The organism is Planococcus shenhongbingii, assembly GCF_030413635.1.
Lineage (GTDB): Bacteria > Bacillota > Bacilli > Bacillales_A > Planococcaceae > Planococcus > Planococcus shenhongbingii.
The window spans coordinates 723,406-748,796 of the sequence record NZ_CP129235.1; the positions used below are offsets into that span (position 1 = coordinate 723,406).

General features: G+C 45.7%; 22 protein-coding genes. 14 read left to right on the top strand and 8 right to left on the bottom strand.

The window, feature by feature from the left end; genetic code table 11:
- The first annotated feature begins 157 nt into the window (after window positions 1-157).
- Entirely contained in the window at window positions 158-1,537 is a 1,380-nt protein-coding gene (locus QWY16_RS03665; RefSeq protein ID WP_300991507.1) for an amino acid permease, read from the top strand.
- Window positions 1,538-2,086: 549 nt separating this feature from the next.
- Here the strand turns inward: QWY16_RS03665 and QWY16_RS03670 are convergent.
- The 3 genes from QWY16_RS03670 to QWY16_RS03680 form a co-directional block, all read right to left on the bottom strand.
- Window positions 2,087-2,542, bottom strand: a complete 456-nt coding sequence (locus QWY16_RS03670) for a hypothetical protein (RefSeq protein ID WP_300991508.1) — start codon at window positions 2,540-2,542, stop codon at window positions 2,087-2,089.
- A 286-nt stretch (window positions 2,543-2,828) separates the two neighbouring features.
- Complete coding sequence (locus tag QWY16_RS03675) at window positions 2,829-3,071, bottom strand: hypothetical protein (RefSeq protein WP_300991509.1); 243 nt, start codon at window positions 3,069-3,071, stop codon at window positions 2,829-2,831.
- Between the two features lie 35 nt (window positions 3,072-3,106).
- Window positions 3,107-3,739, bottom strand: coding sequence for an HNH endonuclease family protein (locus QWY16_RS03680; protein ID WP_300991510.1), 633 nt, complete (start codon window positions 3,737-3,739; stop codon window positions 3,107-3,109).
- Between the two features lie 444 nt (window positions 3,740-4,183).
- Here QWY16_RS03680 and QWY16_RS03685 point away from each other — a divergent pair.
- Window positions 4,184-5,532, top strand: a protein-coding gene (locus QWY16_RS03685) for an IS3 family transposase (RefSeq protein ID WP_300991511.1) whose coding sequence is annotated in 2 segments (ribosomal slippage) — window positions 4,184-4,628 and window positions 4,628-5,532 — 1,350 coding nt in all. Because the reading frame shifts where the segments join, the coding sequence is not laid out codon by codon here.
- 185 nt (window positions 5,533-5,717) lie between these two features.
- On the opposite strand, the gene QWY16_RS03690 is transcribed toward QWY16_RS03685, so the two are convergent.
- From QWY16_RS03690 to QWY16_RS03700, 3 genes are all read right to left on the bottom strand, one after another.
- Window positions 5,718-6,710 carry an MsnO8 family LLM class oxidoreductase gene (locus tag QWY16_RS03690; RefSeq protein WP_300991512.1) on the bottom strand — a complete coding sequence of 331 codons (993 nt, stop codon included), beginning with the start codon at window positions 6,708-6,710 and terminating at the stop codon, window positions 5,718-5,720.
- 389 nt (window positions 6,711-7,099) lie between these two features.
- Entirely contained in the window at window positions 7,100-8,764 is a 1,665-nt protein-coding gene (locus tag QWY16_RS03695; RefSeq protein ID WP_300991513.1) for a DUF2207 domain-containing protein, read from the bottom strand.
- 193 nt (window positions 8,765-8,957) lie between these two features.
- Window positions 8,958-11,033 (bottom strand): metallophosphoesterase, encoded by a 2,076-nt coding sequence (locus QWY16_RS03700; RefSeq protein WP_300991514.1) that lies wholly within the window; start codon window positions 11,031-11,033, stop codon window positions 8,958-8,960.
- 224 nt (window positions 11,034-11,257) lie between these two features.
- On the opposite strand from QWY16_RS03700, the gene QWY16_RS03705 reads away from it, so the two are divergent.
- The 3 genes from QWY16_RS03705 (at window position 11,258) to QWY16_RS03715 (ending at window position 14,781) form a co-directional block, all read left to right on the top strand.
- On the top strand, window positions 11,258-12,058 hold the full coding sequence (locus tag QWY16_RS03705) for an ABC transporter ATP-binding protein (RefSeq protein WP_300991515.1): 801 nt from the start codon (window positions 11,258-11,260) through the stop codon (window positions 12,056-12,058).
- Complete coding sequence (locus QWY16_RS03710; RefSeq protein WP_300991516.1) at window positions 12,051-13,718, top strand: hypothetical protein; 1,668 nt, start codon at window positions 12,051-12,053, stop codon at window positions 13,716-13,718. Before QWY16_RS03705 ends, QWY16_RS03710 begins: the two co-directional genes overlap by 8 nt.
- Window positions 13,719-13,986: 268 nt before the next feature.
- On the top strand, window positions 13,987-14,781 hold the full coding sequence (locus QWY16_RS03715) for a hypothetical protein (protein ID WP_300991517.1): 795 nt from the start codon (window positions 13,987-13,989) through the stop codon (window positions 14,779-14,781).
- A gap of 176 nt (window positions 14,782-14,957) precedes the next feature.
- Here the strand turns inward: QWY16_RS03715 and QWY16_RS03720 are convergent, their stop codons facing one another.
- Window positions 14,958-15,599 carry a peptidoglycan-binding domain-containing protein gene (locus QWY16_RS03720; protein WP_300991518.1) on the bottom strand — a complete coding sequence of 214 codons (642 nt, stop codon included), beginning with the start codon at window positions 15,597-15,599 and terminating at the stop codon, window positions 14,958-14,960.
- 258 nt (window positions 15,600-15,857) lie between these two features.
- Here QWY16_RS03720 and QWY16_RS03725 point away from each other — a divergent pair, with 258 nt between their 5' ends.
- Both QWY16_RS03725 and QWY16_RS03730 read left to right on the top strand, forming a co-directional pair.
- Entirely contained in the window at window positions 15,858-16,526 is a 669-nt protein-coding gene (locus QWY16_RS03725) for a vWA domain-containing protein (RefSeq protein WP_300993262.1), read from the top strand.
- Window positions 16,527-16,856: 330 nt separating this feature from the next.
- Window positions 16,857-17,822, top strand: a complete 966-nt coding sequence (locus QWY16_RS03730; RefSeq protein ID WP_300991519.1) for a N(5)-(carboxyethyl)ornithine synthase — start codon at window positions 16,857-16,859, stop codon at window positions 17,820-17,822.
- Window positions 17,823-18,063: 241 nt separating this feature from the next.
- On the opposite strand, the gene QWY16_RS03735 is transcribed toward QWY16_RS03730, so the two are convergent.
- On the bottom strand, window positions 18,064-18,948 hold the full coding sequence (locus QWY16_RS03735) for a DNA/RNA non-specific endonuclease (protein ID WP_300993264.1): 885 nt from the start codon (window positions 18,946-18,948) through the stop codon (window positions 18,064-18,066).
- A 645-nt stretch (window positions 18,949-19,593) separates the two neighbouring features.
- On the opposite strand from QWY16_RS03735, the gene QWY16_RS03740 reads away from it, so the two are divergent.
- The 7 genes from QWY16_RS03740 to QWY16_RS03770 all read left to right on the top strand — a co-directional run bounded on the left by QWY16_RS03740 (window position 19,594) and on the right by QWY16_RS03770 (window position 25,331).
- Window positions 19,594-20,103 carry a YfiT family bacillithiol transferase gene (locus tag QWY16_RS03740; protein WP_300991520.1) on the top strand — a complete coding sequence of 170 codons (510 nt, stop codon included), beginning with the start codon at window positions 19,594-19,596 and terminating at the stop codon, window positions 20,101-20,103.
- A 267-nt stretch (window positions 20,104-20,370) separates the two neighbouring features.
- Window positions 20,371-21,213: an aldo/keto reductase gene (locus tag QWY16_RS03745; RefSeq protein WP_300991521.1), complete on the top strand. Its 843-nt coding sequence runs from the start codon at window positions 20,371-20,373 to the stop codon at window positions 21,211-21,213.
- A 221-nt stretch (window positions 21,214-21,434) separates the two neighbouring features.
- The gene (locus QWY16_RS03750; RefSeq protein WP_300991522.1) at window positions 21,435-22,421 is read left to right on the top strand and encodes a YhdH/YhfP family quinone oxidoreductase; all 987 of its coding nucleotides are present in this window, start codon (window positions 21,435-21,437) and stop codon (window positions 22,419-22,421) included.
- 57 nt (window positions 22,422-22,478) lie between these two features.
- Complete coding sequence (locus tag QWY16_RS03755) at window positions 22,479-23,324, top strand: TspO/MBR family protein (protein WP_300991523.1); 846 nt, start codon at window positions 22,479-22,481, stop codon at window positions 23,322-23,324.
- 42 nt (window positions 23,325-23,366) lie between these two features.
- On the top strand, window positions 23,367-23,864 hold the full coding sequence (locus QWY16_RS03760; RefSeq protein ID WP_300991524.1) for a TspO/MBR family protein: 498 nt from the start codon (window positions 23,367-23,369) through the stop codon (window positions 23,862-23,864).
- Window positions 23,865-24,278: 414 nt separating this feature from the next.
- Window positions 24,279-24,944: a DUF998 domain-containing protein gene (locus QWY16_RS03765; RefSeq protein ID WP_300991525.1), complete on the top strand. Its 666-nt coding sequence runs from the start codon at window positions 24,279-24,281 to the stop codon at window positions 24,942-24,944.
- A 126-nt stretch (window positions 24,945-25,070) separates the two neighbouring features.
- Window positions 25,071-25,331, top strand: a complete 261-nt coding sequence (locus QWY16_RS03770) for an IS1096 element passenger TnpR family protein (protein WP_367281338.1) — start codon at window positions 25,071-25,073, stop codon at window positions 25,329-25,331.
- Window positions 25,332-25,391: the final 60 nt, after the last annotated feature.

Sequence of the window (25,391 nt, forward strand, 5' to 3'; positions counted from 1 at the left end):
AAAATCTACTTATCCAATTAGTATTGTTAATCGGCGGTCTATTATGTATTTACAATTATTAAAAATGTAAACGCTTTATTATGAAATGACAGAAGTGTGAAAGTATGATCAGAAGACTCGTTATGACTAACCTGGAAATGAAGGAGTGAAACATTTTATGGAGGAACAACAATTGGAAAGAGGTCTAAAAAATAGACACGTACAACTTATTGCAATTGGGGGGGCAATCGGAACCGGATTATTTCTAGGAGCAGGAAAGTCTATTCATCTAGCAGGACCTTCCATTTTATTTGCTTATATGATTACAGGTATTATTTGCTTTTTGATTATGCGCTCACTTGGAGAACTACTCTTATCCAATTTGAAATATAATACGTTTGTGGACTTTGTACAAGATTATTTAGGCAATATGGCAGCTTTCATGACTGGCTGGACCTACTGGTTTTGCTGGATTTCAATCGCAATGGCCGATATAACAGCTGTTGGTCTCTATGCCCAGTATTGGTTCCCTGCAATTCCACAGTGGGTGCCGGGGTTAATTGCGCTAATCGTTTTGTTAGCTATGAACCTTGCAACTGTAAAGCTTTTTGGTGAAATGGAGTTCTGGTTCGCATTGATTAAAGTCGTTGCGATTCTAGGATTAATCGTAATTGGATCGGTAATGATTCTTAAAGGATTTTCAACGAGTGAAGGTCCATCTAGTTTCACAAATCTATGGAGCCACGGTGGGATGTTCCCGAATGGCATCAGTGGATTCATTCTCTCCTTCCAGATGGTTGTATTTGCGTTTGTTGGGATTGAACTTGTTGGCCTGATGGCGGGCGAAACAAAGGATCCGGAAAAGGTTATTCCAAAAGCCATCAATAATATCCCTATTCGGATTATTATCTTCTATATTGGTGCCCTGATTATCATTATGAGTATTTATCCGTGGACTGCAGTCAAGCCTACGGAAAGCCCATTCGTTCAAGTTTTCGCAGGGGTTGGCATCATTGCAGCTGCGGGTATCGTCAATTTTATCGTCCTAACATCCGCTGCTTCGGCATGTAATAGTGCGATGTTTAGTACAAGCAGAATGATGTACTCCCTTGCTAAAGACAAATCTGCACCTGAACGTTTAGCAAAACTGAATAAACGTAAAGTACCTGCCGGTGCATTGTACTTCTCAAGTATCGTTATTCTAATTGCTGTTATTTTGAACTATGTAATGCCAGAAGGCGTATTTACGCTAATTACAAGTATTTCAACAGTATGTTTCATCTTCATTTGGGGAATTACGGTTATCTGCCATATGAAATATCGTAAAACAAGACCAGCGCTAGCGAAAGCAAGCAAATTTAAAATGCCGCTTTACCCGATTGCCAACTATGCAATCCTACTTTTCCTAGCGTTCGTTCTTGTTGTTCTTGCACTTGCGGAAGATACGCGTGTTGCCTTGTTCGTAACGCCTGTTTGGTTTATTTTGCTAATGATAGCGTATAAGTTCCAAGTGTCGAAATTAAAACACGTTACTCAGCCAAAAGTATCGGAAAGTTAAGTCCATGACCTACCTCGCGTAGGCCTCAAGTGTAATGTATGAAGTCAACGAAGAAGATGGTCCCTAAAATAACTTAGAATCAATGGTACAGGTGAAACGACAGAAAAGGGATGCAGATGCTCCCCTTTTCTGTCGTTTTTGTGTGAGGTTAAATCGCTGGTCACTAGCGTTGCATAGCTTACAAATAATATTAAATAAAGAAAAATAATGAGTGTCTGTGATTTTGCTGCGACTTCTGTTTCTTGAAAGGTTTGGACTAGTAAAAAGCGTCTCTGTATCAAACACATTTCAAGATATACATGGTAATGTCGCTTCCCAGACAAAGAAAAAATTCTACACGATTTTGACAATGTACTGCCATTTATACAACACTCATTAATAACCTTATAAAATCACTGTTTCTGTATGGGGTTTCTATATTATTCATCAATCTAAATTGTTTGTGAGTTGTGCCACTCCTAGGGAAGCTGAATTTAAAGCAAAATTTAAGACCTGCCATTCGCTTTCGGATGACAGGTCTTTTTTTCTTATTTGAAGTTATGTTATTAATTATTGATGAACACCCGTGATCTCTTCCATCAACTGAATCCAATCTTCTCGCTTAAAATCATACATATCCAGTTCGATCTTCCGCAGAACCAAATGGATGCTGTCGAACTTTTCATCTGAACGGAATCTCCACCAGCTTTTCACTGTGGGAGCCTTGGAGCCTGGCGGGTAATACATCAATGTGCCTTCCGGATTTATGATGTCCTCGACCTGATCAACATCCAAAAGATTATGCGGGAAATCAATATAGAGACCGAGTGCCGCTTTATGGGGAGTGATAGACCCGATTTTATGCATCAATTCCGCGTCCTGCTTTTCAAGAGAACCACTCCAGGGAACCGGTTTATTGCTGGCAATCAAGATCTTGCCTTCTGCATTCGTTTCAATCTTACAATTCGGAAGACTGTTAAAGACTTCGAGCATTTCATCCATTTTTTGCGTTACGGATTTGTTCATTTTGCCACTCCTTCAACTAACCTATTCGTCCTATCATAATTCAAAACCCCACTACTTGTAAATATGAACAGTATCTATAGCATTTTCGTCTCTCTGTATAAAAAACAATTCCAAACGATTTTGACCATTTACTGCAATTTATGCTTTATACATTTCTGTCCCTGTAGATAAGTGTTTTAGACGTGGGTTATTCATTTCTTCATTATTGCTGTAATAAAAACAGCTAAGAAAAAGCTGTCCCTAAAAACCTCAGGGGACAGCTTTTTTATGCGATAGAATAAAGTCCTTAATTCCGTTCCAAAACGCTGGCGAGCATACGATGGACGACTTCATGGTCGCGCGGGTCGTTTAGGATGTATTTCCCGCCCGGCAGTGTATACCATTCTTCGGCGCCAACATACGTGATTGAAAGTGTTAAAGCCCCGTTTTCATCGCAGCTTGTTCGCAATTCGAGTTCGCCGCTAATTACGCCGACTTCCTCGGTCATGACTCCATGGGACGCTGTGAATACCGATGATTTTGTTTCCAAATCTCCACCTCCATCTTCTGGTTATCTACTGAAATTTAGTAAGAGCATGAGTAAAGCATCGTTTGCAAGGCTGTTTTTTCTGATGACTGTAAGCTCATGTCGTAGCTGTACTTCGTGTTGATCCACATTTTTGCATAAGCGCACTTTGCTCCGGCACGCGGAGGCTGCCATGTCGATGGGTCCTGGTCACCTTTCGAGCGATTGACGCTTGCTGTCACTGCGATCAGCTTTGGCCCGTTCAGGTCATTAGCGAAATTTTGGCGTTTTGTCTGGGTCCAGCTGCTTGCACCTGAACGCCATGCTTCAGCAAGCGGGACGACATGGTCAATATCAATTTCTGAGGGTGAATATACGGTGACACCATCATAATAACTATACCATTTGCCGGATGTGACCGGGCAACTTCCGCTGTAGTAGTCGGCGTCGCGCTTCAGCACGACTTGGCGCGTATCACAGCCTCCGCCTTGGCTGATCCAGTGCGGAAATTTGTCCCGCGAATAGCCGGTCATGGAACCCTCTGCCTTTACGGTCAGGGCGTTCAGCTGGGATTGGGCGTCAGCTTTTGTCGGAATGCCAGGAGGCAAGCCGGCAGATGCAGAATTCGGATTAAACTGAAAAAAACTGAACATCAAAACGAGAGTTGCGGCAAATAAGAAACACTTTTTCATTACAGAAATTCCTCCCTTGTAGTTTATATGTATCACCATCCATCCTGAAACTGATGAGATGCTAATGCCTCGGTGTAATGGTGCGGTTAAGGCAGCAGATAAAATAATCCTATATCCAAATCGTAATGCATAAAACGCCTATATAAAAGTTAATAATAGTAAATATTATGTAAATATTTGAAGTGGTAAAGAATTTCTTAACCATTAGCCTTACAGTTGGCTGGGGTTTTCCACTTGGATAACTGTTGAACATTTAGCCGGAGCATCTCTCGATATTTGTTTATAAAATCCTCCTACACAATTAACTCACGGAGTATTACGAAAAAGGTCATATAGGAGTGGCTCTCAAAATGCATAGAAAAAAAGCCACCTTCAATGAAATCAATCGATTTGAACTGCACCGAAATTGTTAGACACAACTAACAATGGAGGTGCAGTTTTTCTATGGCAAAATTTTCAGTTGAAGAGAAGTTGAGGGCTGTTCGGGAATATGCGGATGGCCATGATTCGAAAAAAGGCATTGCCAGACGCTATGGCGTCGATCGCAGTGTACTAAAACAATGGATTGAGCGGTATCAGAATCATGGAGAAGCAGGGCTACGGAAACGGTATACAAACTACACCCCCGAGTTTAAACTGGATGTACTGAACTTTATGAACGATACCGGTGCGTCCCCTTATGAAGCAGCTGCTGTCTACAATATCCCTTCCCGGGATACGGTAAACAAGTGGAAGAAAGCAGTTGACGAAGGAGGATTGGACGCGCTGGTTCCGCAGAAAAAGGGGCGTCCAACCATGAACGAGAAACCGAAAAAACCCGTACCGCCAAAAGAATCGAACGAAACACTCCAGGAAGAAGTGGAACGGCTGCGCCTAGAGAACGCGTATTTAAAAAAGTTGAATGCCTTAGTGAAGGGAAAGGAAGCGTCACAACGCAACTCAAAGCGCAAGTGATCCATGAGCTAAGGCACGATTTCAAGGTCATCGACCTCATCCAGGTGGTAGCCATTCCGAGAAGCACCTACTATTATTGGATCAAACACCAGGAACGTCCGGACAAATACAAAGAGGCAAAAGCGCACATCGCCGAAATCTTCCATGCGCACAAAGGGCGTTATGGACATCGGAATATCCACATCGACTTGGGCAAACGAGGCATCCAGCTGGATCCGAAAACCGTCCTGAAGCTGATGAACGCGATCGCCCTCACCTGCCGGGTGCGGCTGAAGAAATACCGTTCCTACCGCGGCACTGTTGGGAAGGCAGCACCGAATGTATTGAGCCGGGATTTCACGGCCGACAAACCAAATCAGAAATGGGTGACCGATGTGACGGAGTTCGCCCTGTTCGGACAGAAGCTCTACTTGTCGCCTGTTCTCGACTTGTTCAACAGCGAAATCGTTGCCTACACGGTCCAGAGCCGCCCGACGTATGACCTGGTTTCCACGATGCTCGAACAGGCTTTTGAGCGTCTGGATCCCAATGTGGAACTGGTGCTCCATTCCGACCAGGGATGGCATTACCAGATGGCGAAATACCAGAAAGCACTGGCCAGCCGGAACATCACCCAAAGCATGTCCCGGAAGGGGAACTGCCTCGACAACGCCGTGATGGAAAACTTCTTTGGCATTCTCAAGACGGAGCTCCTGTACCTCCAGGACTTTGAAAGTGTGGAACACTTTCTTCAGGAACTGGATGACTATATGGTGTATTACAACCAAAAACGGATGAAAGCCAAATTAAAAAACATGAGTCCGGTGGAATACCGGACTCATGTCCAACAAGCTGCTTAATTTTTTGTCTAACTTTTTTGGGTCAGTTCACTTTCGAAGGTGGCTTTGTATTTTTTAAGGAATTGGTCAGTATTCATGCCGGTCGCAGGGACCATTTAGTAATGGTGGATAAAAGGTAAAATAAAAGAAATTTGCTTCCCACTCGAAGTCTTCAGGATATTCCTCCTTGAATCTGTAAATCGTTTTTAAAACAACTCCTGTGCCAGCAACCGGTAGACATCCAGCCGTTTTTCCTGGGAATGGGGGATGCTGCAGATCATGGCTTCTTCAAAACCGTATTCGATTTGCTCCCGCTGCAGTTGATCTGCGACGTCTTTGGCAGAACCGACTAAATGGATATTGCGGTTTGCCTGGATTTGCATGCGGTCCATTTCCGTTAGTGCCGAGTTTTGTGCTTCTTCGGGTGTCATGAGGGGCATAATGCGGCCTTTCATTAGCATCAGGCGCGAAATATCCTGCGGCAATGCTTCGTATTCCGCTTCTTCGGCCGTTTCAGCCGTTGTCACTAAATACGACACCGAAATTTCGGGGTTCTCCATAAAAGCGGAAGGGACGAAATTTGCCCGGTAGGAATCCAAAATGTCTTTCGTCATTCCACCGTTGAAAAATTGGGCAAATGAATAGCCGACGCCCATTCGTCCCGCTTCCAATGCGCTATTGCCACTGGAGCCGAGCAGCCAAGCTTCCGGCAGCTTGATATTTGTTGGAGAAGCGATTGTTTTATTGTACATATTATCGTCAGGCACTTCGTCATTGATCAGTTTCAGCGCCGTGTCGAATTTCCCGTACATATCATCCGTCATGGCCCGGCGTCCTTGAGACAAGGCATAGATGGAACTATGGTCGCCTCCCGGTGCGCGTCCTACACCGAAATCGATGCGGCCTGGCGCAAGTGCGCTCAATGTCTTGAACACCTCCGCAAGTTTCAAAGGCGAATAATGCATCATCATCACGCCGCCTGTGCCGATTCGGATGTTCTCCGTTTTGGCACTCAAGTAAGCAGCAGTGACTTCAGGAGCGGAGCTGGAAAATGCGCCTGAGCCATGATGTTCCGCCATCCACATCCGGCTGTAGCCTAACTTGTCGGCGAGAACCGCGAGTTCCACCGCTTTTTTCATGGCGTCTTCTGCCGTGTTTCCTGTCGTCACGGGAGCTTGGTCCAATACGCTTAGTTTCATCTATAATAACTTCCTTTCTTGAATTGCAAGTTTGCATAGTAAGGAGTATAGCAGTCCGGCATAATGGAATCATGTCATCTGCCTGTGAAATTAAATCACGTCCCTGTGTCTAACGCAATTTCTAACATACAAGAAAGGTGCATATCAATACACCATTCTCACTGATTCATTAGGTGACGATTGTATTTTTATAGAGGGAAAAAATTTTTCATAATTGAGCCGTTCACAGGGGTCATTTAGGACCTGATGGGGAAGTGGAAAAGGCAGTAAAGTAAAACTATAAAAAGCGCCTCTCCAAGAAAGTAAATGTTTCTTGGAGAGGCGCTTTTTTATTGATACTTATTGAGTGGATGAGAATTAAATTGATCCCGGCACTGGCACACTTCAATTTAGAACGCCCCAGATCCTCCGCCACCGCCGCCAGCTCCTGAACCAGAGCCTGCCGTTCCACTGCTTGCACTAGCGGCAGTAGTCGAACCGGCTGACACGAAAACGGCCGTCATGAATATCGGATTCATGACAAAGCTTGAATCGTCTGCTGTCGTTTGGGCGAAAGTGAAAGCCGCAACTTTCCGTTCGGCGGTTGTTGGGTCGCTGCCGAGCAAGTAGGCATAGGCGCGCTGCTTTTCATTCAGCGTCAGCCGTTCCCACTGTTCAGCCGGCAAATTTTGCATGGCCGCTTTCAGTTTTCGCCAGTGATGGCGGATTTCATGCCCTTCGAATGTGATAGGCGTGTAGCCGATGGCAAAGCCGAACGCGAGCAACGCCAAAGCGATGGAAGCCGCCATCCAAGGGGAGAGCTGATAGATTCCGGTATAGATGGCGAGTCCGATGAATATGGCACCCAGGATGCCGGCAGCTCCGCGCAGATCCGGGTGCTTCTCGTAGTAATTCTTTTCCTTCACTTCCAGGCTGACGCCTTTATTCCATTCGGCGATGGCGTCGTTATACCCCGCATGATTGAGTTCGTTTTTCGTGAATTCTTCCACTTGCTGAAGCGTGAATTCCTGGCCGTCGCCGATGCGGTCGAATAACAGCTCGATCAAAGTAGCTTCATGTACATAATCGGTTTTTCGGTGAATCAGCTCAAAATGATCTTCCGTGAGCTGCCGGATATTGCCTTTTCGCATAAGCTCCAAAATGGCTGCCGAGATGGCGTTCGGCGACAGGAACACCGAGTTCGTGAAATAAAGCAGCGCCGGAATGCTCATCGACTCTTTCGGTACAAAAAATTCATAAGGGACTTTACGGATTTGCCGTTTCCGCTGAATAGAACGCATCCATGCCAAGAAAATTCCGGACAGCAGCAAAGCGCCGCCAATCACAATGGCTGGAATCCCGACGTTCTTTGCAGTTTGCTGATTCTGAGCGAAAGCCGCCGCTTCATTTTCCAGTTGCTCCTGGTCTTTTGCAAGTTCGCCGCGGACAGTACCTTCCATTGCAGGTGCACCTGGGAACAGCTCAGGTTCAAAAATCGCCCGGACATTGGCGTTTTCGCCGTCCGGCACATAGCCCAACTCGAAAATTACGGCACCGTCGTCCGTGACGCGTTCTGTTCCATAAGCTTCCTCGTAACCCAATGCCGCCACATCTTCAGCCGGAAGGGGCGGAGTAACGGCAATCGTCATGTCGCCATATTCGCTTTCGTTGCTTTCGTCAAAGAACGCCCAGTAAAACTGTGCACCATCTTCAAATTTTTCCACCGCATTGGCAATTTCATAACTCAGTTCGATCTGAATGGTGTCGCCGTCCTCACCTGAACGGTAAATCTTGTAAAGGCCATCTTCCATTTCCACCCTTAATGATTTACCGTTTTCCGAAGCCGAGAAATTCTCGATGGCCGTTCCTTTTTTCTCGATCAGGCTGCGGGTGATGCCATTAAAATCATCATCGAATTCGTATGTGAACCGTTCCGTGACATCCGCTGTGCCGTCCGCGTTTAACTGCGCATCGATCCGGACTTCATTAATGTCAAAGTCAATCGCGTATACCTGCACAGGAACCAGCAAAGCTAAAATAAAAACTAATGCGTATGGAATGATTTTTCTCTTCATGATCCATCACCTCTTGTACAAGCATACGGATGGCGCTTGGAAAAGTTTCAGGTAGGGAGGCTGAGGCTGAGGTTTATCTTTAAACGAATGTAAGTAGGCCTGGAAATAGAAAAAACCCCGAATGGCCCACTTTGTTAAAGTGTCTACCATTCGGGATTTTGTTTAACCTGCGCTGTTCCATAGAAAATTAATGTTATTTCTGTGCGTTGCTGTGTTCCGGAGGATTGCCATTCTTTTGGTTGTTTCCTTTATTCCCATTTCCTTCTTTGCAAACACCAATCGCTTTTCCTTTTCCGTTCCCTGGTTTCTCGCACGCTTCTGATGATGCAGTCATGTTTCCGTTTTTATCAAAATAGATTGTTTGAACATCATCGTAGACACGGCGTTCTGTTTTGACCAAGTCATAGTTGTCATCAAGAATCGGGAAAATATAGACGGGTGATAGGGTTAATTTCGCACCGTTTGGTGTGTTGACGAAGTCCATCTGCAAATGGCCATAATGCAATCCGCCATCGACTAACTGTTTGACGCCGTTTTCATTCGTTTTCCATAATTCGGGCTCGTTTCGGCTTGCACTCCACTCGCTGTGCGTATTGTAGTCCAGCGGTACAAGCTGGCCGTTTTCATCTCGGACCATTTTTTCGCCGCGTAAGCCATCACCCGCTACACCGACGTCATACGAATGAAAGCCGGTGCCATCTTCATTTGAATCAACCCAGCTGCGTTCAAACATTTCATCATGTCCAGACAGGACCACTGCTACACCGTATTTTTCAAACATCGGGGTATACACTCTCATGGCCACACCAGATTGGCTGTCCGGATGCTCGTGATTTGGCGGCGTGCCATGGACTCCATTTGAATACGCAGCATGGTGGAATTGGACAAGAACGATTTGTCCTTTTTCGCGTGCATCTTTCAATTGTTCTTCTGCCCATTTGTATTGCTCTGTGCCGGGGTTAAAGTTTGGCAAGTCGGAATCTTCGGGGCTTGTCCCTTCGAATACTTCCGTAAACGCTTCGTTATAGGCTTCAGCTGTAAATTCATTTTGTGTGTCGGTCGTATAATACGGATCGCCCGCAGCACCTTCCTCAGCCCATACACCTTCGTTCAGGACAGAATCATTTTCACTGTATTTTTCGCCAGATAACGTTCCCGATTTCGCTGATTCATCAGGAACACCGTTTGTTGAGTCCAATGTTAATAAGGTCACCGGACCGATATCTGTTCGGTAATAAGAATCTTTATACTGCGGATTATTCGCATCCCCAGGTGTATCGAAATATTCATGGTATCGATTGCGCGAAATCACGGCAGGGGTCCGGTCAGCATCACTGCCATATCCTCCATTTATGGATGCATACGTTTCCCAGTTTCCTAAAGCAGGCAATAATGGGGTACGCGAAGCCAGATCGGTATAGTCACCTGCAAAATGACGCCAAAACTCATCCCAGGCAGGCTGGAATCCTGAACCTTGTCCAAGGTCACCCGCGATAAGCAGTGCATCCGGGTCAGCCGCCTCAATATGGGCCAAGTTTTCATTTAACGCCGTTTGCTGATCAAGCGGATAGCGGACCAAAAACATATCATTGCGTGATTTATTGCCATATTTCTGATCAAAGGCAGACCCTTCATCTGGACGCTCTTCTGAACCCGGTGCATAGGTGTTCACCGGATGCGATTCCCACTCGCGATGTTCCAACGCCCCGTATGGTTCTGTTTCCGCATCAGAAAAAGCGACCAATGTTAAATCGTTCCATTTGTCGCGTTCCGGATACGTTTTAAACGTGGCATGATGCGTTTCTTCTCCTTGCTTTACTTTATACGAATAGGTGGAATTCGGCTTTAGCCCTTCAATGGTGACAGAGTGCTTATAATTGGCATTCGATTCCAGCCATGAGCCTTGTGGAATGGTTTCTGTTTTGCCATATCCACTGTTATACGTCAATTCTTGTTTTAACTCTTTTTCCGTGTACTCCATCCCTTCCATGTAATAGGGATCGGATGTGACGGTTTTTTTGCCTTTGATTCCAGGGCCGGTGACCGTAACCGTACTGGGTTCATCCAATTCGGATACCCAGCTGACCTTCATCGATGTACTCGCTGGAGACTGCAGATAGGGCAAGACCCGAAATCCTGTTTCTGGTTCACGCAAGGTGAATTCAGAACTGTCTTCCACTGCTAGTGGGCTTGTCGGCAGCAGGCCCGAAATGCCGATTAATAGAGCCATTGTTGAAATGGTTAGCTTGCTTGAAAATGCCTTCTTCACTAAAACACTCCCTAACTTCAATTGTCTCTATCATTTTAGCAATCTACTATTTCTGGAAGGTGACCCCACTGTAAAGGACTGTGGAGTTTGTGTAAAGAAGCCGGTTTGAATTTATTAAGCTGTATCATCATATGCTTTTTATTTTTCTCTAGATCCGAATAAACTCCCAATTTACACCAATTGGATGTTAGAATTAACACACAATTAGGCTGAGAGGTGTTTAAATGGAGGCAGAAAACGACAAAGTGTTATCAATTAAAAACCTGACAATGAGCTATGGCAATAAGAATGTATTGAACGGCATCAATCTTGAAGTCTCAAAAGGGCAGATCATCGGATACATCGGGCCGAACGGAGCGGGGAAAAGTACGACCGTTAAAATCATGCTGGGGCTGATCGATGACTACAAGGGAGAAGTGGTGATTTTCGGGCAGGATATTTCTTCAGGGAATCCTTCGTATAAAAAGAGAATCGGCTATGTGCCGGAAAATGCGGAAGCTTACGACAACCTGACGGCGATGGAGTATTTGGTGTTTACCGGGGAACTTTATGGCATGGACGGTGACGCTGCGCAGGCAAAAGCGGAACGGCTGCTGCAGCAATTCGATTTGCAGGATGCGCGCCATTCCCGACTTTCTTCTTTTTCAAAAGGCATGAAGCAAAAAGTGATGATTATTGCGAGTCTCTTGCATGATCCGGATTTATTGTTCTGGGACGAGCCGCTCAGCGGACTGGACGCCAACAGCGTGATGGTCATCCAGGAAATTCTGGCGCAGCTGGCAGCACAGGGAAAAACCATTTTTTATTCCTCGCATATCATGGACCTGGTGGAGAAAATCAGCAACCGCATTGTCCTGCTGGTGAAAGGGGAAGTGGTGGCGGACGGCACGTTTGAAGAGCTGCAGGAACTGAGCGCAGAAGGGTCACTTTCCGGGATTTTCAATCAATTGACGGGCTTTACGGAGCATCGCAGCAAAGCCCGGGATTTTGTGTCGATTGTCCAAGGAGACCGGGACGATGCGTGAATTCCAGTCACTGAAGTTTCTTTCCGCATTTAAAGGCATTTTCACTAAACTTGGCGTGGATTATGTAATGATGGAAAAAATACTGCAAATCAAGTTGACGATGGATGAACGGCGGGTGCCGACGATTTTCAATGATGCCCGCAAGAAGAAAGAAGGCAACCAGTTCCTGAAATCCCTTTGGATCTACGGGCTCTATAGTCTGATTTTGATCCCGTTTTTGCTGATCGGGGAAAATTATCTCTTTCAGCTGAGCCTCGCTTTTGGCATCATTCTTTTTATCTTGATGACTTCCATGATTTCCGATTTTTCAGCGGTGCTGCTCGATGTCCGGGACAAGAACATTATCCAGACCAAGCCGGTCAGCAAAAAAACCATTGCTGCGGCGAAAATTGTCCATATCATGATTTATATGGCTTTTGTGGCCGGGGCTTTTACAGCGCTTCCCTTTTTTGTGGGATTGTATAAACACGGCGTCTTTTTTGCCTTGATTTTTCTGATTGAACTTGTCCTGATCGTTTTGCTAGTCGTCGTCCTGACGTCTTTACTGTATTTAGTTATCTTGCGGTTCTTTGACGGGGAAAAGCTGAAAGACATCATCAATTACGTGCAGATCCTGCTGTCTGTCGGAGTGGTGGTGGGTTATCAGGTATTGATCCGGTTATTTGAATTCAGCAATCTGGAACTGGTGTACACGTTCAGCTGGTGGCATTACCTGATTCCGCCTCTCTGGTACGGAGCGCCTTTTGAAGTGTTCCTGGCCGGCAATGCTTCCCTCCATTTGATCGCTTTTACTGTGCTGGCAGTACTAGTGCCGATCATTGCTATTTACTGCTATGCCAAACTGATGCCGTCCTTCGAGCGGAATCTCGAAAAGCTGTTGAGCGATACGAAAACCCGTCGGCCGAAAAGAAATCGGCTGGATGAAACCGGGGCAAAACTCTTTTGCCGCTCCAAGGAAGAGCGGATCTTTTTCCGTTTTACTGCGTCGATGATGAAAAAAGAACGGGAATTCAAGCTGAAGGTCTTTCCGGCACTCGGGATGTCCATTTTCTTCCCGTTCCTCTTTGTCTTCACGTATCGGGCGGAAGGAGGAATGGAAGAGATTTCAGGTGGCCAACTGTTTTTATTCATTTACTTCTGTAATTTCATGATTCCAACCCTTGTCTACATGCTGAAGTTTTCAGAAGGCTATAAAGGTGGCTGGCTTTTCAAAGCAGCGCCGATCGAATGGACTTCCCGTGCTTACAGTGGGGCGTTGAAAGCCTTTGTCGTGAAATTGTATGTGCCGGTATTCATTGCGGTGTCTTTTATATTCCTCTGGGTTTTCACGGCGAGAATTCTGCCGGATCTGGCAGCCGTCTTTCTTGGTGGTCTTCTTCAAACCCTTGTTACGCATAAAGTGGTCAATGAAGATGAGTTTCCATTTTCCACGTCGTTTGAATTTGCCCAAGATGCTGGAACCGCGAAAATGCTGGGGCTATCACTCTTGACAGGTGGCTTCATAGGTACGCATTTCATCGCTGCCTCAACTGATTGGGGCATTTACATTTACATCGTTATTTTGTTAGCAGCTTTATGGATTGGCTGGCAAAAGGTTTTTCCGGAGAATAAAAAACGCGGCGAAGAAAATTCAGACTTGGCATTGAATCGTGGAGATTAAGGAGTGTACGCATCAAACATAAAGTCTTAAAAATACCTGGTGAAGCAAGGAATGGCCTGATCAGCTTTTTGGCATATCCTGGGTTGGAGTTTGTCTCATTCAACACGCATTAAACTTTTGAATCTTTTGCAGTATGTGTTCCGTATAATTAAAGCAAGATGGAAAGAACACTCATATTACTTCAGCTGCTCCTTTAAAAAGGTTCACCTGAAGTAATGACTTTTTAAAGCTTCGTTTCTCACTTACTCTTTGCGAAAGGCATGATTTAATGGGTACAGTTTCACTTGTCATCTTCCTCTTTATTCTCCCATGCTCCTGGTTTTTCTGGACCAGCATGAGTTTGAAAAGCGGCAAAACCGGGAAATCTCGCTGGAGAATATCCCTAGCGGCTCTTATTGCAGTGGTCTTCATCAGTGTTGGCTTAAACTATTATTTTTCCAATACCTACCAGCTTTCTTTTTTTCAGAATGGTTTTGAAAGCACCATGGCCCTCATTGTTACCGCAGCGTTTCTGCTTGTTATTACCATCATCAACGTGATTGTAAGCATCCTATTCAAAGGCGCCCCGAAATCCTTCCATAACCCTAAGGCGGTATGGATTTTCACAGCGGTGTTCTGCGCAACGATCCTGTTTTTCACCATGTGGGTTTATCCATTGGCGGAGAAAGCATCCTATATCAATAAAGTTGAAAAGGCTTTAGCCCTGTCCGAGCAGCAGCAAGCCGAGGAGGAAATCACCGTCCTGTTTATGAGCTCTGAAAAGGACTGTTTGCGGACTACAAACTCAAATTGTACTAACCATACGTATAAAAACGCATTTTTCCTTAAAAACAATTTAGATACACAAAAAGAGATCCAAGTGCGGATTCGGGCACTGGATTCCAAACAAAAAGAATTGAAGGTCATCGAATCTGATATCATGACGCTGGAAGCGGGAGAGTTGAAGTTGGTCGAGACGGAGGAATCATCTGATATGGAAAGCATCTGGAGCCGCTCTTCGTTTGAAACCGATACACGGGTCCATTCCTATGAATCGTTGTATAGATACCGCGATAACAACTAAAAAAGCTTCCATCTGTGTCAAAAACAATTTAATAAATCTGCATGAGAAATCCGCTCTATTCAATGATAGAGCGGATTTTTTTATGGATATTTAACATTCATTGATAGTAAATGCAACAGGGCATTCAAGCTTGTCATATTCCCTAAGTACAAAAATGCTATGGAAATAATCGTCTTCTAATACTCCCCGTATATAGCGACCCACGTATTCACGCCGACAATGCCATCAACTTTCAAGCCTTTGTCTGCCTGGTATTGCCGGACATTTCTTTTTGTCTCGGGTCCAAAGATTCCATCAACCGCCGTTTTTAGGCCATGCCAATTTAATGTCCATTGGAGAAGTTCCACTTCAATGCGCTTACTGCCTTCGCGCAGGATGAATTGATGCTCCGGTGCTATGTCCATTAGATTTCTCAGTTCGGCTGGCAGTTCTCCTTCTGGATCTGCAGGTTTTTCATGTTCCCCGTATATGGCGACCCATGTATTCACGCCGACAATGCCGTCGACTGTCAAGCCTTTTTCAGCCTGATATTGCCGGACATTCTTGTCGGTCTCAGCCCCGAAAACGCCATCAACCGCCGTTTTTAGTCCATAGTGATTTAATGTCCATTGGAGGAGTTCCACTTCAATGCGCTTACTGCCTTTACGCAGCGTAAACTGATGCTCCGGGGCGATATTCATGAGATTTTCAAGGTTGGCTGGCAGCTTGTCTTCCTGAACTTCAGCTGTATGGCTTGTGGCTTCCACCGGCTGTAAGGAGAAGGGAGAGGCAACCAATAACCCGAATGCCAGCAGCATCGGAATCCATTTCTTCTTCACGGCTGATTCCTCCTGGAATTATAGTTGCCTCCTATGTACCCAGTCTAGGATGAAACGAAACGGTCAGTTAAAAAAAGAAGGCTGCACCTTAGAACGCATCCATTCTTTTTTATTTCTAATAGTTTACATTTATGTGTTAGTTCTGTCATTGGCGTTGCCGAGACGTTATACTTAATAAAAAGAATCATACAGGAGGCGTACGTCTTGGGTTTATTCGATAAAATAGGACTTTTTAAAAAGCCGGAAAAAGAAGAAAAGATCAGTGGCATCTCATTGAAGAAAAAAGCGGCAACGATTGTGTTGGAAAAGAAGAAATTGACTGGGGTTTCTGCCAGAGTCGGTGTTGTGCTTGATATTTCAGGTTCGATGAGAAAATTGTACAACGAAGGTGTCGTACAGGATGTGGTGGAGCGGGTGCTGGCTGTCGCAAGCCAGTTCGATGATGACGGCGAGCTGGATGTCTGGGTTTACGACAACGAATTCTCACGGCTGCCGGCAGCGACCGAAGCGACATTCATGGGCTATGTGGAAAAAAACATCCTGTCGAATACTGGCGTCCACAAATTCGGCCGCAACGACGAACCGAAAGTGATGGAAGATGTAATCCGCAAGTATACGAAGCAAGACCCGAGCGATGAGCCGGTGTTCCTTGTCTTCATCAATGATGGCGGATGCAAACCGGGCATCAAGAAATTCATCGTGGAATCATCAGACCAGCCGATTTTCTGGCAGTTTGTCGGGATTGGCGATTCGAATTTTGATGTCTTGCGAAAACTCGATACAATGGGCGGGCGCGTCGTCGACAACGCGAACTTCTTCCATCTTGACGACATCAGTCAAGTATCGGACGAAGAATTATATGATCAGCTGTTGAATGAATTTCCCATGTGGCTGAAGGAAGCGAAAGAAAAGCAGATTTTGAAGTAAAGAATTGATGCCAGTATTATTAAAATTGCGCTCCTGCGCATGACACAAATTTAAGATATGCAATCATACTGGATTTATAGGGTGATCGGCAAGTATTCATAATGGAGCGGCACACAGGGATTAACCCCCTACAATGGAGATATCGTCCTCATTCAAATGAAAGATTACGAACACTGAAAGTCTGTGATTTCAATAAATAACAATAAAATCCAAACGATTTTCATCGGTCATGGTATGATTTGAAGAGAGCCGTGTTTCACGCAGTGCTTAAGTCGCTGTGTTTGCCGTCTGTACGAATTAAGTTGAAGCGGAGGGTTTATTATTTATACATTGGGATTTGTCATCAGCCATAAGAACAACGAAAAACGCCGGGCAATTTTGCCGAAGGATATGTCGGGCATCAAGTTTCCCGAGCGCCTGTATTTTGAACAGGGATACGGAGAAGCATTAGGCATAGCGGACGAAGAATATAAGGCGCATGGCGTCCATATCGTCTCGCGCGAACGCGCATTGGAATGTGAAGCGATTGTTGACGTGAAACTTGGCGACGCCGATTATTTCGACCAAATCACTGAAGGCAAACTATTGATCGGCTGGGCCCATGCGGTCCAGGACATCCGTTTCACTGACGCTGTCCTTGCAGGGAACCACACGGTCATCGCATGGGAAGAAATGTTCGAAGGTGGCCGTTATATCTTCTACCGCAACCGCGAAGTAGCGGGCGAAGCGGCTATTCTTCAAGCGTACCAGCATGTCGGCAAAATGCCGTATGAAACGAAAGTGGCGATCCTTGGAAACGGGCATACTGCCAAAGGCGCAATGCGCATCCTCCACGGACTTGGCGCAGAAGTTGATGTGTTCGGGCGCAGGCTCGAATCGCTGTTCCGCGAGAAAATGACGGAATACGATGTTCTCGTAAACTGCGTTATGTGGGACACAAAACGCACAGACCGCATCATCTACAAAGAAGATTTGAAACGTTTGAAAAAAGGCGCCACGATCATCGATGTCAGCTGCGACCCGGAACTGGAAATCGAAACGTCACGCCCGTCGACGATCGACAATCCGGTGTACACGGTTGACGGCATCATCCATTACACAGTCGACAACACGCCGGCCATGTTCCCGCATACCGTCACAAAAGTGTTGAGCGAAGGTTTCTGGAGCATGCTTGATGACTTGACGGAAGGCAATTGGTCCGACATGGTCAAAGAAGCAGTCGTCATTGAAAACGGCCGCATCATCGACCCAAACATCACCGAGTTCAGAGAAGCACGCGGCTTGTTGGTGAAATAAATTAAAGCAGACTCCCGCACAGGAATTTGGTGCGGGAGTTTTTTTGAAGAAACGCCTCCTAAGTAATTGCTGATTGGTACTATACATCAGGATTATTAAAACTGTTATACAAATAAAAACGGCAATGCCTAAGCATCACCGTTTCTGCTTCTATCTATACCAACTCTCGCATATGGTTAAAAACCGTGCACCTCATAAACTATTCTTCCGCTCACTTATTTCACTCGAAAGTTCCAGCTGCTTACTCGCCGACCATGCCGTCATTATCATTATCCCGCATATGGGGGTATAACCAATGATCGCTCATGATGGGCATACTGAAACCTGCTGCTTCTGCTTCTTTAATCGTCACTTGTCCATTGCCGTTTGTATCGACACTGGAAACATCTCCGCCTGTGTTTGCAGGGGCTGACTCTGCAGGGGCACTCTCTGGGGTTGGACTGCTTGAATCAGCAGGCTCACTGCCTGTTAAACCGAGTGATGCGTTTACTTCATCCGGGTTCACGTTGTCAAAGGTATCAATGACTTCGTTGCCCATGACTGTATAGGTATACTGGTAACTTGAAGGGATCTGCGTTTCCGTATCTGGATAGGTGATGATCGCTTCAAAATTCGTTGCGCCGCCTGCATCGCGGATCACTTTTTCCATATAAGCCTGATCACCATGCCGGTTGAGCGTACTTTCCTGCGGGGTGATGTTATAGGCATTCGATACCCCTCCGAGAGAATCCGCAATGACATGCCCTTCATCTAAAAGGTCACTTTCGACGCCTGGAACCTTCGCCTCATCCGAGTAATATCTGCCAGACGATGTTACCGGTTCGCTGCTGTCATCTTGTAGAACGAGTTCGTCTGCAATGACACGCACCAGCTGCCCATATTCATTCGTAAAGGCCCAGTATTCACGGTCCCCATACCCGATATCAACGACGACGTTGGCTTCGCGGTATCCAGACACATCACCGCCATCCACTTCGATAAGGTCATATCCAGCGAACCGTTCATTATTTAGTTGGGCTGCTGCTTCCGCAGCGGCTTTTTCTTTAGCTGCCAGTTCCTGCGCTTCTTTCTGTTTCGCAAGCTCTTCAACCTTCGCTTTTTCTTCCGCTTCTTTCTCAGCCGCCAGACGCGCTTCTTTCTCTTTCGCAAGCTTCTCAGCCGCTGCTTTTTCTTCGGATTCTTTCTCAGCTGCGAGGTGAGCTTCTTCTTCTTTTTTCTTATCTTCCTCCGCCTGTTTTGCAGCTTCTTCCTGAGCAAGACGCTGTTCTTCGGCTTTTTCCTCGGCCGCTGTATCTTCCTCTGCAGCCGTCTGTTCACTTTCAATGCCTTCTGCAGTTTCTACTTCGTCTGCTGTAGATACGACGCCAACAATAGAACCAATTATCACTGCAAATGAAACACCCGCCACTAGACCAGCTTGTTTAACAGTCAGCCCTTTTTTGAACAAAGCACTGACGAGCAACATAACGATGCTCGCAGCAAAAGCCAGTAAGGCAACCAGCAGCAATAAAACAAATAAAACATCCATTTATTATTTCCCCCTGTTTTCTCTCTTTCTAGATCTATATTGCTATTTTCCAAAGATGAATATAACACAATTTGGAAGGTAAATACTAGGGGATGGTAAATTTATGTTTGGAATTATTTGTATTATTTAGTAACTTTATCTGTTAAATGAAGGGATAATCGGTTTACAAAACCCATTCCCATTGGTATATTGGTCGTGAATGCGATGGTTTACAAATACGGATAAGGAAAAGAGGTTGGACAAATGGATGTGAAATTTCCTATTGGAGAATTAGAAGTTCCTGAAAACGTGAAAGCTGAGCATATCCAGGAATGGCTCGGGAAAATCGGCAGTTACACGACGCGGCTGCGGGAAGCGGTCGATGGCTTGAACGAGGAGCAACTCGGCAAGAAGTACCGGGAAGGCAGCTGGACCGTGCGTCAGCTGGTGCACCACATTGCGGATTCGCAGCTTACTATGTACCAGCGCCTGCGGCTGGCTTTGACGGATGACAATCCGACGGTTCCGGCTTTTGATCAGGAAAAATGGGCGGCACTTCCGGATAACGATCTGCCAGTGGAAAGTTCGATCCGGATACTGGAAGGCTTGAACGAACGGATCGTGGCACTTGGGCAGCATGTGACGGACGAGCAATTGAGCCGCGTCTTCACCCATGAAACAAACGGCGAGATCAGCGTCGCCACGAAACTGGCGAAACTTTGCTGGCACGAAGAGCATCATCTGGAGCATATCAAGATCGCCTTGGCGAACTAAATCGCTCTCATGCGTCAATTATTATTTAAGCTATACAATGATTTCACATTAGGAATCCGTTCTATTTACCAATGGAGCGGATTCCTTTTTTTGCTTTATGGGCCCTGAAGAGGAGTATTTGTAGCGGTTTACACTCTTCTGATCCGGAAAATACAATCTCTTTATCACATGGACAGAAATTAGCAGTTGGGCACAAAAGACGGAATAGTTTGAGTTTGAGACCGGGTAAGCGTAATCTTATAGCAGAGACGAGAGGAGTGAACGTGAATGGAAAAAGCAATACCAGAAGTGACGTTGAACGACGGCACCATGCTGCCGGTTACCGGACTCGGTACATATGGCCTTTGGGGCAATGCAGGGGCGAACGCAGTCAGCAGCGGGATCAATGCCGGTTACCGGCTGATCGATACGGCCTACAATTATGAGAACGAAGGAGCAGTCGGGGAAGGGATCAAGCGCAGCGGCATATCCCGCGAGGAATTATGGATTACTTCCAAGCTGCCAGGCCGCTATCATACTTACGACAAAGCATTGGTTGCCATTCAGGAATCGCTGTACCGTTCGAAGCTGGATTATTTAGATCTGTATGTGATTCACTGGCCGCTTCCAAATCAAAACCAATATGTGGAAGCGTGGCAAGCATTGATTGATGCGAAGAAATGGGGGCTCGTCCGATCGATTGGCGTGAGCAACTTCCTGCCTGAGCACCTGGAGCGCATCATTGGGGAAACCGGGGTAACGCCGAGTCTCAACCAGGTTGAATTGCATCCGTTCTTCATTCAGGAAGAACAGCGGCAAGCGCATGAGAAACACAATATCCAAACCCAGTCATGGAGCCCGCTTGCCAGGGCTGCTGATATTCTGTCGAATGAAACAATCCGTAAAATCGCCGGGAACCACAATAAGTCAATTGCTCAAATTGTACTGCGCTGGCATTACCAGATCGGCTCTGTTTCGATTCCGAGATCCACTTCTCCTCAGCGGCAGCGGGAAAACCTGGAGATTTTTGATTTTGCCTTAAGTGAAGCCGAAATGGCTGAAATAGCCGAGTTATCCCGGCCGGACGGCAGACTGAATAGCCAAGATCCAGCTACCTATGAAGAGTTTTAACATAAGCATTGGCGGCACCTCATGCCATCAATCGTACTTCAAGGAAAGAAACAGGTTTAAACAATTCTGAACCTGCACAAAAATTTATAGTCCAACCCATGGCACACCCGCTGCAGCATATTGGCGGGTGTGTTTTTTCATGTACCTTGGCTGGAATTTACAGGATAACAGTTTTACCAAAAAGCCAATTCGGGAAGAGATAGGGGAGGAGGGGTATATCTATGGATTCATTTAAAGCGATTGTCGTCAAAGAACAGGAAGACGAAGTGATTTACGGAGTGGAACAAATAAGCGAGGACCAGCTGTCAGACGGTGAGGTCTTCATCAAAGTGGCGTATTCTTCGATCAATTACAAAGATATGTTGGCGGTACAGAAAAAAGGAGGCGTGATCCGGAACTATCCGATGATTCCCGGGATCGATTTGAGCGGCACGGTTGTTCAGTCGGCAGATTCCCGTTTTCAGGAAGGGCAGGAAGTCATCGTCACCGGTTTCGAATTGGGCATGAGCCACACAGGCGGCTTCGCCGAATATGCCCGGGTGCCTGCGGATTGGGTGGTAGCGTTGCCGGAAAGTTTAAGCCAGCGGGACGCGATGGTTTTCGGAACAGCCGGCTTCACGGCGGCATTGTCCATCCTGGCATTGGAACAAAACGGCATGGACCCGAAAAAAGATCCTAAAATCTTAGTGACCGGGTCAAACGGCGGAGTCGGCAGCATTGCGGTGCAGATGCTCGCTAAAATCGGCTATCAAAATATTACAGCGTTGGTCCGGAAAGATCATCAAGTGGACGTGGCGAAATCACTCGGCGCGCATACTGTCATTTTCTCGGACGACTTGGGCGAGTTGAAAAAGCCGTTGAACAAAGAAAAATTCGATTATGTACTGGATACCGTCGGAGGGGACGTTACCTCTGTTTTGATCCCGCAGCTTTCCTACGGCGGCAGCATGACCACCTGCGGAATGGCAGCCGGTGTTGAGTTAAAAGCAACCGTTTTGCCGTTTATCTTACGAGGAGTCAACTTGCTCGGCATCGATTCCGTCAATGTGCCTATCGAGAAACGGCCTGCGATTTGGGCAAAAATGGCGAATGACTGGAACATTGCGGGAACGACTTTGGTAGACGAGATTTCGCTTGAAGAAGTGCCCGGCACGATTGATGCCATCAAAAACGGAGAGCATCTGGGACGGACCATTGTGAAGTGCTAGCGGGCTAATTCCATGTTTGCATAGCCTGGTGCCGATTTTGTAAAGGGAATTCTTTGGATGAAAGAAAAACAGCTATCGAGAGGATCGGTTACTATGGATGAAAACACGCTGAAAAAAACGAAAATATTCACCGTTTTAAATCTGGTCGTTTATTTTTCAACGCTCGGCGTCAATTATCTCGGCTCTTCAGGATTTTTTAACGGAAATACCCAAAAGGATATCTCAGACAAATACACGACGCTCATATCTCCGGCACCTTTTACTTTTTCGATTTGGGGCGTCATTTACAGTTTGCTGCTGATTACGCTGATCTACTTATTTATAAAAAGAAAAGATAACAACGTCAGCCGGCTGATTTTATTGATTTCTCCATTATTCATCGTGAGCTCTCTATGCAATATGGGATGGATCGTCGCGTTCTCTTATGAACGGCTGGGCATATCCACCATTTTGATATTTGGCATGTTGTTCTCATTGCTCATCATCGTGGAAAGGATTTACAAAAATCGCTTTGAATTTCCTTCTACGCTTGTAGGCCTCAGTTTCACCTTTTATGGTTCGTGGGTGTTCATTGCAACCATCGTCAATATTTCTTTGTTTTTAGTGCAATTGGAGTGGAACGGATTCGGGATTTCCGATTCCGTCTGGACCATCATCGTATTGGGGATTGCGATCGCCTTTGTCTTCTTTTACTTGTCGCGGTTTAAAAATGCCGCCTTTCCGATTCCTTTAGCTTGGGCTTTCTTTGGGATCTACAGTTCGTATACGAGCGGACGGCTCGATCCGGCTATGTCTTCGGCCATTCAAGGAGTTCTTTTAGCCGGGATTGGGATCTTTGTTATTGCTGCTGTGTGGAGATTTATCAAAAATGGAAGGGCCCTTTTCCTGAGACATGCGGGTTAAGGGAGCTCTTGACAGACAATTAAATTCAGAGGAGGAAATTGCATGGAGTTCTTAAAAGTGGAGGGCAAGATCAGTCCTGGAAAACTGGCCGTGAGCATCATGGTGCCGGTTGTCGGCGGCTCATTAGCCGGCGCGTTCGCAAACCGCAATACCCAAGAAGAGTACGCGGAATTGAAAAAGCCTTCCTTTTCTCCGCCGCCTTGGATTTTTCCTTTGGCATGGACCGCTTTATACACTTCCATGGGGATGGCAAAATACCGTGCGGCTCAAAAAGCCGCATTGAAAAACGAAGCGGGGAAAGTGCTGGTCCCTTACAATCTGCAATTGGGCCTGAACTTCCTGTGGTCGTTCCTTTTCTTCAAATGGGGGCTGCGCGGCACCGCGCTTGCGGAAATGGTTTTGCTACTCGCCACGATAACGTGGACGACATATGAATTTTACCAATACGATCAAACCGCCGGCAATCTCATGATCCCTTATCTCGCTTGGGTAATGTTTGCAATGGGCTTGAACAGCTCAATTTGGAAGCTGAATAAATGAACGACAAAAAAATCGCGTTCCCGGGAAAGAAAAATTTTAATGGTTTGGCCATACACTAAAATTTATATCAGATAAATAGCCGCTCCGAGGAACTCAATATTCTTCCGAGCGGCTATTTGTTTTAGTCATACTGATAAATTGTTTGGGAATTGTCTGTTTTCATGGAATGACCCAAAGCGCTTTCCCATCATCCAATTCAAAACGCCGCAGACCCGGCCATACGATTGTACGTAATAAAAGTTGAAGAGAGGGAACGTATCACATTAGGAGAAAATACAAAAGGTGCACTCTTCGAAAATGAGTACACCTTTTTTTGAGTAGAGCGGGAAGTTTGAATAATATTTGGCATAGAGCATGTTACGATGAACGGTATAATCTATCTTAAATAAACTAATATAGAAGGTGACGATGAGGATGTTTTATATTAGTACAAAAAAGCTTTTGACAGCAGGCCTGATGGCAGGCCCCTTATTTACACTTTCTTGGTTAATAGATGGCGCTTCCCGTGAAGGATATAATCCGCTGCGGCATCCTGTCAGCTCATTGTCTATCGGCAGCAACGGCTGGATACAGGCCGCTACCTTCCTTATTGTTGGCATCCTGCTTTTAGGGTTTTCACTAGCTCTTATCCGAATTTTAAGATCTCAAGGAGTTTCAGTTGGCGGTCCGCGTCTTCTCGCATTATGTGCAATAGGGTTGATCGGAGCAGGGCTGTTCGTATGCGACCCTTTGAGCGGTTATCCATCAGGATTACATACAGCTCGATCAGATAGAAGCATTTCCGGAATATTACATGATATGTTTTCTGCGTTTCTCTTCATTGGGTATCCAATTGCGGCTTTCAAGTTCTATAAAATATTCGTGCAAAAGAAAGAGAGTGCTTGGGCAAATTACACCAAATTTTCAGCACTTGCTTTTATTTGTTTTTTTATTGTAACAAGTATGGGTTTTGGCCAAGTAACAGGTTTTGTTGAGTACGGAGGGTTATTTCAGCGTATCACGTTAACGATATTTTGGATTTGGGTGACGTTGATTTCTCTCTATTTTTTGCAGCGAGACAGAAAAGTAGTAATGAAATAATTAAAAAACTGTGCTTTGATAAAAAGGGGGAGGCGTCTCTGGGTATATATAATGAAGTAGAAACTCGGCAGTTGAACGGCAACTACCGAATCGATTGTCGATGATTATTATTTCGGGTTTCCGACGCTGCTGGACGGAGCGGAGACGGTACCTCCGGAAGATGTGGGCGGTATTCCCGGATTTTATGAGTTCCTGCAAATTTACCGCGACCCGCAGCATCCCGAGCACAAAGAAACGAAGACCTGGGCAGACAGCCAGTACTTCAAAGAATATGATCCTGACCGAATTAATGGCAGACTGAAAAGCCGGATGTACAAAAAGACGGAATGGGATAAAATCCAACATGAAAACCACCGGGTGATTGAAGATAAATACCGGAAGAGTTGAGCAGCTGCTTCAATAGCTGGTGCATCATTTTAAGTTAAAGAACACGTCTGGCATTTGGCC

Excerpts from the sequence above, each read along its gene's own strand:
- QWY16_RS03665 (WP_300991507.1), top strand. The coding sequence starts at position 158 with ATGGAGGAACAACAATTGGAAAGAGGTCTAAAAAATAGACACGTACAA.
- QWY16_RS03670 (WP_300991508.1), bottom strand. The coding sequence starts at position 2,542 with ATGAACAAATCCGTAACGCAAAAAATGGATGAAATGCTCGAAGTCTTT.
- QWY16_RS03680 (WP_300991510.1), bottom strand. The coding sequence starts at position 3,739 with ATGAAAAAGTGTTTCTTATTTGCCGCAACTCTCGTTTTGATGTTCAGT.
- QWY16_RS03690 (WP_300991512.1), bottom strand. The coding sequence starts at position 6,710 with ATGAAACTAAGCGTATTGGACCAAGCTCCCGTGACGACAGGAAACACG.
- QWY16_RS03695 (WP_300991513.1), bottom strand. The coding sequence starts at position 8,764 with ATGAAGAGAAAAATCATTCCATACGCATTAGTTTTTATTTTAGCTTTG.
- QWY16_RS03705 (WP_300991515.1), top strand. The coding sequence starts at position 11,258 with ATGGAGGCAGAAAACGACAAAGTGTTATCAATTAAAAACCTGACAATG.
- QWY16_RS03710 (WP_300991516.1), top strand. The coding sequence starts at position 12,051 with ATGCGTGAATTCCAGTCACTGAAGTTTCTTTCCGCATTTAAAGGCATT.
- QWY16_RS03715 (WP_300991517.1), top strand. The coding sequence starts at position 13,987 with ATGGGTACAGTTTCACTTGTCATCTTCCTCTTTATTCTCCCATGCTCC.
- QWY16_RS03740 (WP_300991520.1), top strand. The coding sequence starts at position 19,594 with ATGGATGTGAAATTTCCTATTGGAGAATTAGAAGTTCCTGAAAACGTG.
- QWY16_RS03745 (WP_300991521.1), top strand. The coding sequence starts at position 20,371 with ATGGAAAAAGCAATACCAGAAGTGACGTTGAACGACGGCACCATGCTG.
- QWY16_RS03750 (WP_300991522.1), top strand. The coding sequence starts at position 21,435 with ATGGATTCATTTAAAGCGATTGTCGTCAAAGAACAGGAAGACGAAGTG.
- QWY16_RS03755 (WP_300991523.1), top strand. The coding sequence starts at position 22,479 with ATGAAAGAAAAACAGCTATCGAGAGGATCGGTTACTATGGATGAAAAC.
- QWY16_RS03760 (WP_300991524.1), top strand. The coding sequence starts at position 23,367 with ATGGAGTTCTTAAAAGTGGAGGGCAAGATCAGTCCTGGAAAACTGGCC.
- QWY16_RS03765 (WP_300991525.1), top strand. The coding sequence starts at position 24,279 with ATGTTTTATATTAGTACAAAAAAGCTTTTGACAGCAGGCCTGATGGCA.